The organism is Halorubrum sp. Atlit-28R (assembly GCF_003665955.1).
Classification (GTDB): Archaea; Halobacteriota; Halobacteria; order Halobacteriales; family Haloferacaceae; genus Halorubrum; species Halorubrum tropicale.
In genome coordinates, this window is sequence record NZ_QPLS01000001.1 from 403,713 (window position 1) to 418,071 (window position 14,359).

Genomic DNA, 14,359 nt, shown 5'->3' on the forward strand with positions numbered 1-14,359 from the left:
CTGATTTGTCGACGGCCGGAGTCGAGCGTCGGAGGCCGAAGGCACGTCGACGAAAGGCGTCGCCCGCGCTTACATGTCGCCGAACGCGCTGACGCCGCGGCTCGCGGAGGAGACCTTGGCGATCCAGCGCGTGGCGATGGCCTTCTTCAGCAGCTTCGCGGGCTTGCCGCCGAACGTCTTGATCGGCATGCCCACCACGTCGTGGGCGACCGCCTCCTCGCCGACGGAGACGACGGTGCCCTTGTCCTCGTGGGTCCACGAGCGGAGCGGCGCGCCCCGGGCGGCGCGCGCGAGGTTGGCACCGGCGACCTCGGCGGCCTGCCAGGCGGCCTGCGCGGTCGGCGGCGCCACGTCGTCCTCGCCCTGCTCGACGAGGGCGGTGTCGCCGATGGCGAACACGCGGTCGTCGCTGGTGGCGAAGTCGGAACCGGCGTGGACGCGGTTCGAGCGGTCGTCCTTGTCGACCTCGACGTGCTCCAGCTCGGGCTGGCCCGTAATTCCGCCGGTCCAGATCAGCACGTCGTAGCCCAGCTCCTCGGGCTCTTCGTCCTCGCCGCCGCCGAGGTAGACAGCCTCCTCGTCGGCCTCCGAGATGAAGTCGCCGGTGAGGATGTCGATGTCGGCGTCCTCGAGCCGCTGGCGGAGCGCGCCCTGGATCTGCGGGTCGTTACCGGGGAAGACCTCGTCGAGCCCCTCGACGAGCTTGATATCGAGCGGCGCGCGGTGCTTGTCGCGGTACTCGGCGATCTCGCCGGCCGTCTGGATGCCGGAGAGGCCGGCGCCGCCGACGATGACCTGCGCGGGGTCGGAGCGGGTCGCGTCCGCGGCCGCCTCGCGCACGTCCTCGTGGATCGCCTTCGCGTCGTCGAGTCCCTTCAGCTGGCGGGCGTTCTCCTTCAGGCCCTCGATGCCGAAGAACGCGGTCGTGGAGCCGACCGCGAGGAGGAGGTAGTCGTAGTCGACGGTCGTGCCGTCGTCGGTCTCGACGACGCGCTCGTCGGTGTCGACGTCGACGACCCGGCCCTGAACGAAGTCGGACTCGGGCGACTTGATCTCGTCGACGGGGATCGTGATCTTGTCCTCGACGGCGGGGTTGCGGATCGCGCGGTGGACCTCGTGTAAAACGAGGTGGTAGTCGTGTTCCGAGATCCACGTGAGATCGGCCTCGCCCTCGCCGACCTCGTCTTCGAACGCCTTGACCGCCCCTGCGCCGGCGTATCCCGAGCCGACGACCACGACCTGTGTACTCATGTCTGCCGCTCCGCGGCGCGCGGGTAAAGTCGCTTTGGAACGGTCGCGATCGGCGGTCCGGCCCGCGGCGGGACGGCGCGTTACAGCGAGAGCCCGGCGTGCCAGCGGTCGGCGCCCGCCTCCCGCTTGACCTCGTCCATGCGCGCGAGCAGCTTCACCGCGAGGCTCGCCGTCTCAGCCGCGCGCGACTCGCCCTCCGTCCGGAACTCGCCGGTGACGCGGTTGGCGTAGACGGAGCAGACCGCGCCCGCACGGAGCCCGTACACGTTCGCGATCGTCAGGATCGCCGACGCTTCCATCTCGATGTTCTTCACGTTCGCGTCCCGGAGCTCCGCGACGAGTTCGTCCGAGCCGGCGGCCTCGAACCCGTCGAATCCCGGGCGCCCCTGCCCGGCGTAGAAGGAGTCGGCGCTCATCGTCACGCCGGTGTGGTAGTCGTGGCCCAGCCGCTCGGCGGCCGCGACGAGCGCGGAGACGACCTCGCCGTCCGCGGCAGCGGGGTAGTCCTCGCGCACGTACTCGTCGCTCGTCCCCTCCTGTCGGACGGCCCCGGTCGTGATGACGAGGTCGCCCACGTCCATCTCCGGCTGGATCGCGCCGCAGGAGCCGACCCGGATGAACGTGTCGACGCCGACGCGCGCCAGCTCCTCGACGGCGATGGCGGCCGACGGCGAGCCGATGCCGGTGGAGGTCACCGAGATGGGCGCGCCGTCGTAGGTGCCGGTCGCGGTGCGGTACTCGCGGTGGCGCGCGACCTCCTCGTGGCCGTCCCACAGCGCGGTGATCTTGTCGACTCGCTCGGGGTTGCCGGGGAGGAGGACGGCGTCCGCGACGTCCTCGGGCGCGGCCTCGACGTGGTAACCGGCCTCGTCGTTCGGGTCCTCGCTGTCGTCGGTCATGTCTCCGCCCTTCGTCGAGCCGTTTAAAAGTAGTTCCGTCTCGGTCGCCCGCCGGCGTCACTCCCGGCTGGCGTCGTCGAGCGTCCCCTCGCTGATCGTGTTCGGGAGGAGTTCGCCCAGCGTGTACTCGGTCACGGCGTCGCCGCCCTCGTCGCAGGCGACGACGAGGTCGTCGGCCGCGAACTCGGCGAGCGTCTGCCGGCACATCCCGCAGGGCGTGACGCCGTCGCGGACGCCCGACGAGACCGCGATCCGGTCGAACTCGCGGTGGCCGTTCTTCACCGCCTCCGCGAGCGCGACCTCCTCGGCGTGGAGGCTGTTGGAGTAGTTGGCGTTCTCGATGTTACAGCCGGTGAACACGGTGCCGTCAGCGGTCCGCAGCGCGGCGCCGACGCGGTACTCGGAGTACGGGACGTGGGCGGCGTCCAAGGCCTCGCGCGCCGCGGCGATCAGGTCGTCCATACCGGCGCGTGACGCGGCGGGCCGATAACTGTACTGTGTCGCGGTCGGGGGCGGGCCCGCGGTCCGGTCAGGCGCGGTCCACCCACGCCGAGAAGCCGCCGTCGATGAGCGTGTCGGCCTGCTGGCGGATGTACTCGCGCTGGGTGTCGACCACGGCCGTCTCGAAGTCGTCGCCGTCGTCGAGGCGGGCGCGGACGCGGTCGCGCTTCCAGCTGGCCGGGGTCGTCCGGTTGGCCACGCGCCACCGGAGCGGCGCGACCCACTCGGCGGCCTCGTCGGCGGCGCAGCCGGCGGTCCGGAGCCCGGCCTCCGCGTGGTCGAGGAGGTCCTCGTACAGCGCGTCCGTGTCCGTGGTGTGCTGGCCGTCCGGACCGATCCACTCCATCTCGGCGTCGAGCCCGTCGGCGACCGCCGCGTAGAAGTTGTCGCGGGCGGTCTCCCAGTCGAGCCCGATGACCGGGTGTTCGCGCTGGGCGAGCGACTGCAGCAGGCCCGCGAACGCCCCCTGGAACGCGATGGAGTCGCGGACCGTGGGCTGGCCGGGGATCGGGCGGAACTCGATGCGCGCGTTCGCCGCCGAGCGGCTCGCCCCCTCGAAGACGGGCCGCACCCACCGCCAGTAGCTGCCGTGTTTGGTCCGGAACGTCGCGAAGTCGTCGTCGAACCGGTCGCTGCCGCCCGGGTCGGGCATCGGGATCAGCGTCTCGTCGGCCGCGATGCGGTCGACCGCGGTCTCGACGTCGCGGAAGTCCCGCGGGAACCGCACCTTGTCCGCGTCGGTGCGGGCGTTGAGGACGGACTCGAACACGTGGACGCGGTTCTCGGTCGCCCCCTCCGCGAGGATCCGCTCGCCGTCCCAGCCGTCGTCGTACAGGTCCGGCGGGAAGAACGGGGAGTTGACGCCGAGCGCGAGCAGGGGGCCGGCGATCCGGAGCGCGTACCGGAAGTGCCGCGGTAGCGTTTCTGCGTGCGCCACCTGATAGTGCGGCTGGATCGACGTGATGAGGCTCTCGGGCATCACCGTGTCCGCCGCCAGCGACACGCCGGGGGCGGAGAGCTCGACGCGGCTGCCCGCCGACCGCGCGTCGTCGGGTCCGTCCCCGTCCGCCGCGTCGGGGTCCGCGTTCGCCATCGCGTGGTAGCGGACCGCGTCGCTCATGTTGACCGCGACGACGACGCCGTCGACCTCGACGCTGTCGGTGAGGTACCCCTCCGCGGTCTCGCCCGCGGGCGGGATGGTCCAGAGGCCGTCGGAGACGAGCCGCATCCCCTCGACGCCGGCGGTGTTCTCCGCGGCCTCCAGGCGCGCGCGGACCTCGGCGAGCTGCGCTCGGAGCCCGTGGTCGGAGAGCGGCTGCGGGCTCGTACACATCTCGGCGTTGTGGAGCCCGAGCTCCTTCTCGAAGCCCATCAGCTCCAGCAGGCGGCGCGGCACGCGCATCAGCGCGTACTCGCCCGCCCGCGACTCCTCGCTCCACCGCCCGTCGCCGACCGCGTAGAACTCGTACTCGAAGCCGACGATCGACTGGTGGTTGTCGAAGGAGCCGTCGCGGAGCTCCTGTTTGACGATCTCGGCCTCCTCGGCCGCGCGCTCGGCGAACGCCTCGGCGTCGACCGAAAGCGCCTCCCGGACCCCGTCGGCGAGCGCGGACTCGGTGGTCATGCGACCGGGGAAGGAGTCGGCGAGGTAAAAAGGTCACCGGCCGCGAGAGCGTACGGGTCGAGTTCCCACGACGGCTCCGCCCGGCCCGCGCGCCTACTGGTTCGCCGAGCGCGCGTCGAGCGCGACGGGGATCGAGCGGCTCGCCACGTCGCCCGCGAACGCCTCGCCGTCCGCTTCCAGCAGGTCGAAGGTGTCGTAGTGGACCGGGACGACGAGGTCCGGGGCCATCGCCTCGGCGAGGTCGGCCGCCGCGCGCCGGTCGGCGACGATGCCGCCCCCGCCGATGTTCGCGAGGAAGACGGAGACGTCCAGCTCGGCGAACCCGTCGAGCGCGTCCGAGTCGCCGGGCCAGAAGACGGTGCGGCCCCCGAGCGACAGCAGGTAGCCGCAGCCGAAGCCGGGCGGGTGCGCGACCGAGCCGTCGGCGTCGGCGTTCGGTCCCTCGGAGTCGTTGTGGGCGGGCACGGACCACACCGTGACCTCGCCGGCCGGCGTGTCGACGTCGACGCGGTCCTCCTCGCCGACGCGGACCACGTCGTAGTCGGCCGCGAGCGCGTCGATCGGCTCCACGTCGCGGTCGATGCCCGCGGGGTCGACCGCCTCGTAGATGACCACCGTCGCGTCCTCGCTCGCGACCGACCGGATGCCGTCGCTGTCGTAGTGGTGGTCGTGGGTGACGACGACGAGGTCGCCGTCGCGCGCCCAGTAGTCGTCGAGGACGCCGTACCGACCGGGGTCGGTGTAGGCGACCGGCCCCCCGTCCGTCTCCAGCCGCGCCGTCGCGTAGCCGAGCCACTCCACGGTGAGCTCCTCGAATCGGACCGTCATGTCACGGGGTCCGGCCGCGGGCGCCTTGAGGGTGGCTATCGGTCGCGGTCGCCGGCGTCGTCGCCCGCACCGCGCGTCCCGCCGGCCGCGTCGGGCCCGTCGTCGATCACGACCAGGTCCCACGCCGCGGCGAGCGCGTCGTCGCCGAGCGAGCGCCCCAGCGCGTGCTCGGGGACGAGCGGCATCGGGACCGGGACGTATCCGGCGTCGCGCATCGCCCCGAAGCCGCCGAGCGTCTCGACGACGGCCCCGTCGTCGCCCCGCCGGACCCGGAACCGCTTGTCGTCCGGGTCGCGGCGGTACGCGAACGGGAACGCCGCGTCCGGCGGCGTCCGGAGGCTCTCGGCGCCGGCGAGGACCGCGACGGGAGTCCCGTCGACCTCGCAGACGAGCCGCGGGACGACCGGGCGGCCCGCCTCGTCGACCGCGGCGGCGTCGACTCCCGAGTCCGCCGTCACCGGGCCGACCGGGGTGTCCGTCTCGCGCCACGCGAACGTCGGGTCGCCGAGCCCCTCGGCGCGAACGCAGGCGTAGCCGCCGCCGGCGACCGGGATCCGGTCCGGACCGAGGTGGAAGGTCCGCCGGCCGTCGCGGCGCGCGGCCAGCAGCGGCGGGTCGGCAAGGAGGTCGCGCACGGCGGCCGCGGTGGCGTCGTCGCGAGCGACGAACAGGACGCTGCGGTCGCGGTCGAGCGCGTGGCCGAGCCGCGAGACGATCACGGTCGGCGTCGCGTCGTCGGGCGCGAGCGGCTCGACCGCGATCCGCTCGTCGCCGCGGGTCGCGACCGCCGGGGGCTCGACGCCGCTCTCCGGGCGGTCGACCGCGAACCCGTCGCCGGCGAGCCGGGCGGCGGCCGCGTCGGTGAGGTCGCGCCGCGTCGCGTCCCCGAGCGGGCCTGGCATGGGCGTCACTACGCGCCGAGGGGTCAAGGGGTTTCGCGTGGCGGAACGCCGGGCGCGGTCGCGTCGCCGCCGGCCCGCCGACCGCGGCTCACTCGTCGCCGGCGAGCCGGCGGACCCGCGCGAGCGAATCGGCGTCGCCGACCCCCTTGTCCTCGCGCACGCCGACGAACCGCGGGAACCGGAGGGCGTAGCCGGCCGAGTACGTCGGCGATGTCTGGATCTCCTCGTAGCCGACCTCGACTACCAGTTCGGGGTCGAACGCGACCGTCGTCCCCGTCTCCTCGACGACGTGCGGCGCCAGCCGCTCGGTGAGGTCCGCCAGCGTCTCGTCGGTGATCCCCGTGGCCACCTTGCCGACCGTCGCGTACCCCGCGGGCACGGGGGCGTCGGCGTCGCGGTCGGCCGCGTCACGAGCCGCCGTGTCACGGCCCGCTGCGTCGCTCGCGTCCCCCTCGTCGTCGCGGACGGCGAGGAGGAACGTGCCGAACAGCTCCGCTCGGCGCCCCTCGCCCCACTCGGCGCCGACGACGACGGCGTCGAGCGTCTCCACGTCGGGCTTGCGCTTCAGCCAGTCGCGGCCGCGGTCGCCGGGCGTGTACGCCGCCTCCGGGTTCTTCAGCATCACGCCCTCGTGGCCCGCGTCGAGGGCGGTCCGCTCCGCGGCCGCGATCGCGTCGGGGTCGTCCGCGAGCGTGAGCTCCGCGGCCGCGTCCGGGAGGACCCCGCGGAGCCGGTCGTGCCGCTCGCGGAGCGGGCGGTCGAGCAGGTCGTCGCCGGCGGCGTGGAGGCAGTCGAACGCGTGGAGCCGCAGCGAGACCGCCTCGCGCATGCGGTCGACGTCGTGTTTCCGACGGAAGCGGCGCAGCACCTCCTGGAACGGGAGCGGGTCGCCGTCGTCGTCGACCGCGACGACTTCACCGTCGAGGATGACCGGGACGTCGACGCGCTCGGCGACGTACTCGACGATCTCGGGGAGCGCCTCGGTCACGTCGTCCATGTTCCGCGAGTAGAGCCTCGGGCCGAGCGCCTCGTCGCCGCCGGCCGCGGCGTCGCCGCCGCCCGCTCCGTCGTCGCCTCCGGGGTCGTAGTGGACCTGAACGCGGGCGCCGTCGAACTTCGTCTCGACGGCGACCTCGCCGAAGGCGTCGAGCGCGTCGGTCGCGGTGCCCGCCTGCGCGAGCATCGCCTGGACCGGTCGGCCGACGCGCAGCGACTCCTCGCGGAGCCCCGCGACCCCCTCGTCGCGGGCGCGGACCGCGACCCGGCCGTAGTCGTTCGTCACCTGGAGCGCCCGCTCGACGGCCGCGACCGCGTCGTCGGGCGCGGCGAGTTCCGAACCCGCCTCGTTCGACGACTCCTCGGCGGTCGCGGGCGACGCGAGAAACGCCTCGGCGACCGCGTCGCGGACCGTCCCCTCGCCGACGCCGAGCCGCATCTCGCCGAGGACGAGGCGCGCGAGGAACGCCGCCTCGCTCGGCGAGCAACGCGTGAACAGGCCGAACAGGGCGTCCCGCTTGCGCGACTCGCTTCCCTCCCCGCTCGCGGCCGCGAGGTCGCGCAGCTCCTCGTCGAGCGCGGCCACCGTGAGCGCGTCGCGGCCGCTCCCGAACGCGGCGAGCCCCCGCTGGTCGCCGAGGTCGTACTCGGCCGCGACGGCGCCGATCTCGCCGCGCTCCGCGAGCCGGCCCTCCACGTCGGCGGCCGAGACGTTCTGCCCCGCGGCGCGGGCGATCGCCTCGCGACAGAGCGCGGGCCCGACGTCGAGGGTCCGCGTGTCGTGGGCGGGGAAGACGCGACCGAGGAGGAAGCGGACGACGACCGGGAGGTCGTCGGTCGAGCCGTCGTCCGCGGCGCCGTCGGCGTCCGCGAGCAGGTCGGCGACCGCGAGCGTGGTCTCGATGTCGCCGTCGTTCGCGGCCACCCGTTCCGCCCGTTCGGCCAGCGCGGCGAACTCCATACGCGTCCGGTCGGTGGTCGGGGGGCAAAAGCGGCCCGATGCGCCGTGCGCGGCGGGGCGCGGTGGGCGAGCGGATCCGCGTCGCGGCGGGGGACGCCGGCGGACGGGAGCGGCGGGGAACCGCTTTTCACCTCCGGTCTCGTACAGGCGTTCATGTACGTCCGCGACGCCAAAAACCGTGACGAGGCGTGGTTGTTGGACGCCATCGAGCAGCTGGGGCTCGACGACGTCGCCTTCCGGTCGCGGGACTACGTGATCGCGGTCGACGAGGAGTCCGGCGACCGGGCGGGGTTCGGCCGCCTCCGCCTCCACCGCGGCGACGAGGACGAGGCCAACCGGATCGAGCTCACCGGCATCGGCGTCCTCCCGGAGTGGCGCCGGCGCGGCGTCGGGGCGCACGTCGTCGAGCGCCTCGTCGACACCGCGGCCGCGGACGGGTTCGAGACGGTGTACGTCCTCACCGACCAGCCCGACTACCTCGCGCAGTTCGGGTTCGAGCGCGTCGACACCGACGACCTCCCGCCCGCGCTCTCGGACCGCCTGACGGAGAAGCGGGAGTTCCTCGGGGGCGGGGTCGTCGGCCTCGAACTGGCCGTCGACGCCTTCGAGATGCCGAGCGCCCTCCGGAAGGCGTTCAAAGACGCCGAGCCGACCGGCGACGACGAGCCCGAGGAGTCCGCCGAGGACTTCGGCATCGACCCGGACTCGGCGACGTACAAGTACGACACCGGTCGCTGAGTCGCGATACAACTGCTTTTGAGGTCGCGGTGGCGCGTGCCGGCGAGCGGCCGCCCTCGGCGACCGCGAGGAGCACGCGCGAGGGACGCGGCGACCGTAGGGAGCCGCGAGGCTGGGGAGGCGTGAGGTGCCGTGCGGTGCGGGGGCGGGACTCGAAGGGGCAGTCGCGAGGCCGGCGCACGCGACGCAAGCACCGCAAGGAGTGAGCGAAGCGAACGACTGAGGAGCACAGCGAGCGTGCGCCGGCCTCGCGACCGGGGCTTCGGAGTGGTTCGGTCCGGTAGTGTCGGGTCCGCATCGCCGAGCGACTGGGGCTTCGGCGGTGTTCGCGGTCGTGGTATCGGCGCTCACACCGACGAACGGAACGCCGCAGCGTCGCCACTCCTCGAACGAAACGAAGTATGAATGGCGGACAGGCGGGGTAGCCCGACGTTCCGTCACGGGGTATCCCGATTGCCTCCTCCACCCCGCGACCCGACGAGCGACGGGCGTCCGGCGGTGGGCTGCTCGCTTCCGCGCCTGACCCGGTGTCGCCGACGAACCGCGACGGACCGCTCCTGCGAGCGGGCGCCACGGACCGCTGTCCCCGGCGGACGAGGCTTCCACGTTGGCTCTCGGGGCCCGTGCCGGTCTGACCGGACGTGCCCGCTGTTCGGTCCCCGCTGAAGACTGCCTCACGGGTTACGAGCGGGGCCTAACCGCCCGACCTAGTCCGTTCGACGATATTCGGGTGCGGCATAAGGGCCTTTCGTTCGGCGGGCGCCGTCGAGGCGGGTCAGGGCGGGGCGGGGCGAGCCGTCGCGGAGCCGGGGGCGCGACTACGTCAGCAGGCCACGAGCGTACGCCGCGGCGGCGAGCGGGACGGGGACGGAGAGCGCGACGACGGCGCGCGCGTGCCACACGAGCCAGAGGTGGTCGCGGAACACCGGGCTCGGCTCGACGGCCAGCGCCCAGCTCGCGGCGCTCGCGGTCGTGGCGACGCCGAGGACGACCGCCACGCCCGCGAGCGTTCCGGGGTCGACGTTCCCGCGTTCGACGGAGGCGATGACGACCGCGGACAGCAGCGCGAACAGCGCGATCCCGCCCCAGCCGACGACGCCGGAGGCGTAGTACGTCGCCAGCTGCGACGTGTACTCCGGCCCCGTGATGAGCGCGTACGGCGCGACGAGCGCGACGACGGTGACCACGGCGGCGGCGATCCCGACGCGACGCGAGACGGCGCGGAGGTCCATACCGACCCTCGGGACGGCGCCGCGGTAAAAGGACCGGATCGGTCGCGGCGGGCCGGCGGGGCGGGCCGACGCGACGCGCGATAGAGGAGGGCGGCTCGGTGCGCCCCGTTCCCGTAGGGTTTTGCCTCATCGGCGCCCATCGTGTGGCATGACACTCGACGTCGACCCGCCGGATCCCCCCGAACTCGCCGCCGTCGACCCGAACGAGTACGAGGACGCCGAGGTGGCGGGCGGCGAGTACCGCCGCGACGAGCTCGAGGCGTTCCTGCGCGAGGGCGCGTGGGAGGAGGCGTTCGGGGAGTGGGCCGCCGGCAGCGACATGGACGAAGACGACTGGCGGATCGCCGTCGACCTCGGTCTAGTCTCCCGGTTCGACTTCTTCTGGGACGACTTCGCCGACCGCGTCGGCTACCACGCGCCGGGGCTCCCCGAGGACTGGAAGGAGCGCGACCTCCACCCCGAGCTCGACTCTTGGGGCACCGTCTCCGCAATCAACGCCGGGCTCACGGAGCTGGGACAGATCGTCTGCGAGACGCTCAAAGAGGAGTACATCGACTGGGAGGCCGACTTCGAGGCGCCGGACGACCTGCCCGACTTCGAGACGTAGCCGGCGGCTCGCGCGGGGTGGCTAAAGCGTGGCAGCACCGGCGGGGAGCGTACGCGGGAGGGCGCCGTCCGGGCAGCCGCGACTACCCGAAGTTCTCGACCTTCGCGGCGTCGGCGTCGCCGCCGGCCGCGTCGACCGCGGTCTCCGCGTCCGCGACGAGGTCGGCAAACCCGTAGACGAACACCGTCTCCCCGGTCGTCCCGGTGAGCACGTCGGCGACGGCGTCGGTCAGGGGCTCGTCCGCGTCGAGGAGGCGGACCGCGGCGCCGCGCTCGCGGAGCGCGTCGATCCGGTCGGCGTGGGCGACATCGTCGTCGCGGTAGACGACCGCGGCCTCGGCGCCCTCGTCGAGCGCGCGCTCCGCGATGGCGACCGCGGGGCCGACCCCGGGACCCCCCGCGATCACGACGGCGCGGGGCTCGCCGTCGTAGTGCTGGTCGCCGAACGGGCCGGAGAGGGTCATCTCGGTGCCGGCCTCGGCGTCCGAGAGGAACGCCGAGAAGTCGCCGCCCTCGTCGGGGTCGATCCCGACCGTGACCTCGAACGCCTCGCCGACGCGGGGCGACGAGAGGGTGTAGAAGCGGGCGACCGACTCGCCGTCGATCTCGGTGCCGAGCTTCACGAACTGTCCGGGTTCGGCCGCGAACCCCTCGGGCGCGGTGAAGCGGAGGGCGTACGTGTCGGGCCCGACCGACTCGACCGACTCGACCGTCGCTGTCGTGTCCATACTTCGGATCGGCGGGGGAGACACAAACGCCTTCCCGTCGGCGTCGGTCCTGCCCGTGTCGAAACCGGTTCCGGCGGGGCGCCTCAACCGACGCGTCCGGGGCAGCGCGGACGCGCTCGTCCGTCCGAGTCGACGCGCCCGTCGCGGCGTCGCGGGGCCCGGCCCGACCGAGAGTATTCGACGGTCGTCGAAAACCGGTCCGACGCGAAGGGTCGATCGTGAGGAATATGGTGAACGTATGTTTGATTATACCCCAGTTAAATCCGATATAGCAGCTTAGAGGCGACAATATTCGCGAGAGTGGACACGTTCGTCCAGAAACGCCTCGGTGGCTCCTTCCAGAAGCCTTTTCATGAGTCCGCCGGAACCTTCCCCATAGCACATGGCTGCGGATTTCAACTGGGCTGTCGGCGGGGAGGCCGGCGACGGCATCGACTCGACGGGGAAGATCTTCGCACAGGCGCTTTCCCGCGCGGGTCGGCACGTGTTCACGTCGAAGGACTTCGCATCGCGGATCCGAGGCGGGTACACCGCCTACAAGGTGCGGACCTCCGTCGACAAGGTACAGAGCGTCGTTGACCGACTCGACGTGCTCATCGCGTTGACGCCCCGGACGATCGAGGAGAACCTCGACGAGCTCCACGAGGGGTCGGTGATCATCTACGACGGCGAGCGGACGACGATGCAGGACGTCGAGATTCCCGAGGGGATGATCGGCCTCGACGTGCCGCTCAAGAGCCTGGCCGAGGAGGCCGGCGGGGCGATCATGCGGAACGTCGTCGCGCTCGGCGCCGCCTGCGAGGTTGCGGAGTTCCCCATCGAGAACCTCGACTCGGCGCTGGAGAAGCGGTTCAAGGACAAGGGACAGAAGCTTGTCGACAACAACAAGGAGGCCGCCCGCGCGGGGCAGTCGTACGTCGCCGAGGAGTACGACCACGAGTTCGACTACTCGCTGGAGACCACCGACGAGGACTACGTCCTCCTCAACGGCGACGAGGCGATCGGCATGGGCGCCATCGCGGCCGGCTGCCGCTTCTACGCCGGCTACCCGATCACGCCCGCGACCGACGTGATGACGTACCTCACCGGCCGCATCGAGCGGTACGGCGGCCACGTCGTCCAGGCGGAAGACGAGCTGTCGGCGATCAACATGGCGCTCGGCGCGGCCCGCGGCGGCGCCCGCGCGATGACGGCGACCTCCGGGCCGGGGATCGACCTCATGACCGAGACGTTCGGGCTCATCGCGACCTCGGAGACGCCCCTCGTCATCTGTAACGTGATGCGCTCGGGCCCCTCGACGGGGATGCCGACGAAACAGGAGCAGGGCGACTTGAACAGCATGCTGTACGGCGGCCACGGCGAGGTGCCGCGGTTCGTCCTGGCGCCGACGACCATCGACGAGTGCTTCTGGAAGACGGTCGAGGCGTTCAACCTCGCCGAGAAGTACCAGGTCCCCGTCTACCTCACCGCCGACCTCTCGATGGCGGTCACGGAGCAGACGTTCACCCCCGACACCTTCGACATGGACGCGGTCGAGGTCGACCGCGGGTTCGTGGTCGACGAGGCCGACATCGACGACCACATGAGCGAGTCCGGCGGCTTCCAGCCCCACGAGATCACCGACGACGGCGTCTCCCCGCGGGCGTTCCCCGGCACGGCCGACGGCGCGCACATGTCGACGGGCCTCGAACACGACGAGCAGGGCCGGCGGACCGAAGACACGGAGATGCGCGTCGCGCAGGTCGACAAGCGCAACCGGAAGGTCGAGACCGCCCGCGAGCGCGAGGCCTGGAGCCCGCGCGAGTTCGGCGACGCGGACGCCGACACCCTCGTGATCACGTGGGGGTCGAACGAGGGCGCGCTCGCCGAGGCCGTCGAGTTCCTCGACGAGGACGGCCTCGACGTGCGGGTGCTCTCGGTCCCGTACGTGTTCCCCCGGCCGGACCTGACCGAGGACGTGGCGGCGGCGGACGACGTCATCGTCGTGGAGTGTAACGAGCAGGGACAGTTCGCGGACCTCGTCGAGCACGACGTGCTCGAACGGGTCGACCGCGTGAACAAGTACAACGGCGTGCGGTTCAAGGCCGACGAACTCGCAGCCGAGATCAAAGCGACCCTCGAAGCGGGGGTGGAGGCGTAACCAATGAGCTCAGACATTCGATTCACCGACTTCAAGTCGGACAAGCAGCCGACCTGGTGTCCGGGATGCGGCGACTTCGGCACGATGAACGGGATGATGAAGGCGCTGGCGGAGACCGGGAACGACCCGGACAACACCTTCGTCGTCGCGGGCATCGGCTGTTCCGGAAAGATCGGCACGTACATGCACAGCTACGCGCTCCACGGCGTCCACGGCCGCGCGCTGCCGGTCGGGACCGGCGTCAAGCTGGCGCGGCCCGACATCGAAGTGATGGTCGCCGGCGGCGACGGCGACGGCTACTCCATCGGCGCGGGCCACTTCGTCCACGCCGTCCGGCGCAACGTCGACATGACGTACGTCGTGATGGACAACCGCATCTACGGGCTGACGAAGGGGCAGGCCTCGCCCACCTCCCGCGAGGACTTCGAGACCTCGACGAGTCCGGAGGGACCGAAGCAGCCGCCGGTGAACCCGCACGCGCTGGCGCTGGCCTCCGGCGCGACGTTCATCGCGCAGTCGTTCTCCTCCGACGCGCTCCGCCATCAGGAGATCATCCAGGAGGCGATCGAACACGACGGGTTCGGCTTCGTGAACGTCTACTCGCCGTGCGTCACGTTCAACGACGTCGATACCTACGACTACTTCCGCGACTCGCTGGTCGACCTGAAGGAGGCGGACCACGACCCGACCGACCGCGAGGCCGCGAAGGACGTGATCCTCGACAACGAGAAGGAACACCAGGGCGTCATCTACAGGGACGAGTCGTCGGTGCCGTACCACGAGCAGCACGGCGTCGACGAGGACATGTCCGTGCTCCCGGACGGCGCCCCCGAGGGCGCGACCGACCTCGTCCGCGAGTTCTACTGAGCCGGGTCGCGGGCCCGCCGCCGGGCCACGGACCGACCCTCGCGAACGGGTCCGCCTCCCCCCGCGATCGGAGGGTCGGAGCCGAC

13 protein-coding genes and 1 other RNA gene are annotated in these 14,359 nt (G+C 72.2%); 4 read left to right on the top strand and 10 right to left on the bottom strand.

Annotated features, from left to right (window positions below; all coding sequences use genetic code 11):
• Positions 1 to 69: 69 nt before the first annotated feature.
• The 7 genes from DVK06_RS02165 to ligA form a co-directional block, all read right to left on the bottom strand.
• Positions 70 to 1,251 (bottom strand): NAD(P)/FAD-dependent oxidoreductase, encoded by a 1,182-nt coding sequence (locus DVK06_RS02165; RefSeq protein ID WP_053771537.1) that lies wholly within the window; start codon positions 1,249 to 1,251, stop codon positions 70 to 72.
• Positions 1,252 to 1,331: 80 nt separating this feature from the next.
• Positions 1,332 to 2,150, bottom strand: coding sequence for a nucleoside phosphorylase (locus tag DVK06_RS02170; protein WP_121599124.1), 819 nt, complete (start codon positions 2,148 to 2,150; stop codon positions 1,332 to 1,334).
• 57 nt (positions 2,151 to 2,207) lie between these two features.
• Positions 2,208 to 2,612: a cytidine deaminase gene (gene cdd / locus DVK06_RS02175; protein ID WP_053771539.1), complete on the bottom strand. Its 405-nt coding sequence runs from the start codon at positions 2,610 to 2,612 to the stop codon at positions 2,208 to 2,210.
• A 67-nt stretch (positions 2,613 to 2,679) separates the two neighbouring features.
• Positions 2,680 to 4,275 (bottom strand): hypothetical protein, encoded by a 1,596-nt coding sequence (locus DVK06_RS02180; protein WP_053771540.1) that lies wholly within the window; start codon positions 4,273 to 4,275, stop codon positions 2,680 to 2,682.
• Positions 4,276 to 4,368: 93 nt separating this feature from the next.
• The gene (locus DVK06_RS02185) at positions 4,369 to 5,103 is read right to left on the bottom strand and encodes an MBL fold metallo-hydrolase (protein WP_053771541.1); all 735 of its coding nucleotides are present in this window, start codon (positions 5,101 to 5,103) and stop codon (positions 4,369 to 4,371) included.
• A gap of 35 nt (positions 5,104 to 5,138) precedes the next feature.
• Positions 5,139 to 6,005: a hypothetical protein gene (locus DVK06_RS02190; RefSeq protein ID WP_121599125.1), complete on the bottom strand. Its 867-nt coding sequence runs from the start codon at positions 6,003 to 6,005 to the stop codon at positions 5,139 to 5,141.
• 88 nt (positions 6,006 to 6,093) lie between these two features.
• Positions 6,094 to 7,962 (bottom strand): ATP-dependent DNA ligase LigA, encoded by a 1,869-nt coding sequence (ligA, locus tag DVK06_RS02195; protein WP_121599126.1) that lies wholly within the window; start codon positions 7,960 to 7,962, stop codon positions 6,094 to 6,096.
• 153 nt (positions 7,963 to 8,115) lie between these two features.
• Here ligA and DVK06_RS02200 point away from each other — a divergent pair, with 153 nt between their 5' ends.
• Positions 8,116 to 8,700 carry a GNAT family N-acetyltransferase gene (locus tag DVK06_RS02200; RefSeq protein WP_053771544.1) on the top strand — a complete coding sequence of 195 codons (585 nt, stop codon included), beginning with the start codon at positions 8,116 to 8,118 and terminating at the stop codon, positions 8,698 to 8,700.
• 406 nt (positions 8,701 to 9,106) lie between these two features.
• Here DVK06_RS02200 and ffs read toward each other — a convergent pair.
• Positions 9,107 to 9,418, bottom strand: an RNA gene (gene ffs / locus DVK06_RS02205) — signal recognition particle sRNA.
• A gap of 100 nt (positions 9,419 to 9,518) precedes the next feature.
• Positions 9,519 to 9,932, bottom strand: a complete 414-nt coding sequence (locus DVK06_RS02210; RefSeq protein ID WP_053771545.1) for a hypothetical protein — start codon at positions 9,930 to 9,932, stop codon at positions 9,519 to 9,521.
• Positions 9,933 to 10,080: 148 nt separating this feature from the next.
• Between DVK06_RS02210 and DVK06_RS02215 the strand changes: the two genes are divergently transcribed.
• The gene (locus DVK06_RS02215; protein WP_121599127.1) at positions 10,081 to 10,539 is read left to right on the top strand and encodes a hypothetical protein; all 459 of its coding nucleotides are present in this window, start codon (positions 10,081 to 10,083) and stop codon (positions 10,537 to 10,539) included.
• 82 nt (positions 10,540 to 10,621) lie between these two features.
• On the opposite strand, the gene DVK06_RS02220 is transcribed toward DVK06_RS02215, so the two are convergent.
• Positions 10,622 to 11,266 carry a ferredoxin--NADP reductase gene (locus tag DVK06_RS02220; protein WP_053771547.1) on the bottom strand — a complete coding sequence of 215 codons (645 nt, stop codon included), beginning with the start codon at positions 11,264 to 11,266 and terminating at the stop codon, positions 10,622 to 10,624.
• 382 nt (positions 11,267 to 11,648) lie between these two features.
• Between DVK06_RS02220 and DVK06_RS02225 the strand changes: the two genes are divergently transcribed.
• On the top strand, positions 11,649 to 13,406 hold the full coding sequence (locus tag DVK06_RS02225) for a 2-oxoacid:acceptor oxidoreductase subunit alpha (RefSeq protein WP_121599128.1): 1,758 nt from the start codon (positions 11,649 to 11,651) through the stop codon (positions 13,404 to 13,406).
• Between the two features lie 3 nt (positions 13,407 to 13,409).
• Complete coding sequence (locus DVK06_RS02230) at positions 13,410 to 14,273, top strand: 2-oxoacid:ferredoxin oxidoreductase subunit beta (protein WP_121599129.1); 864 nt, start codon at positions 13,410 to 13,412, stop codon at positions 14,271 to 14,273.
• The last annotated feature ends 86 nt before the right edge of the window (positions 14,274 to 14,359 follow it).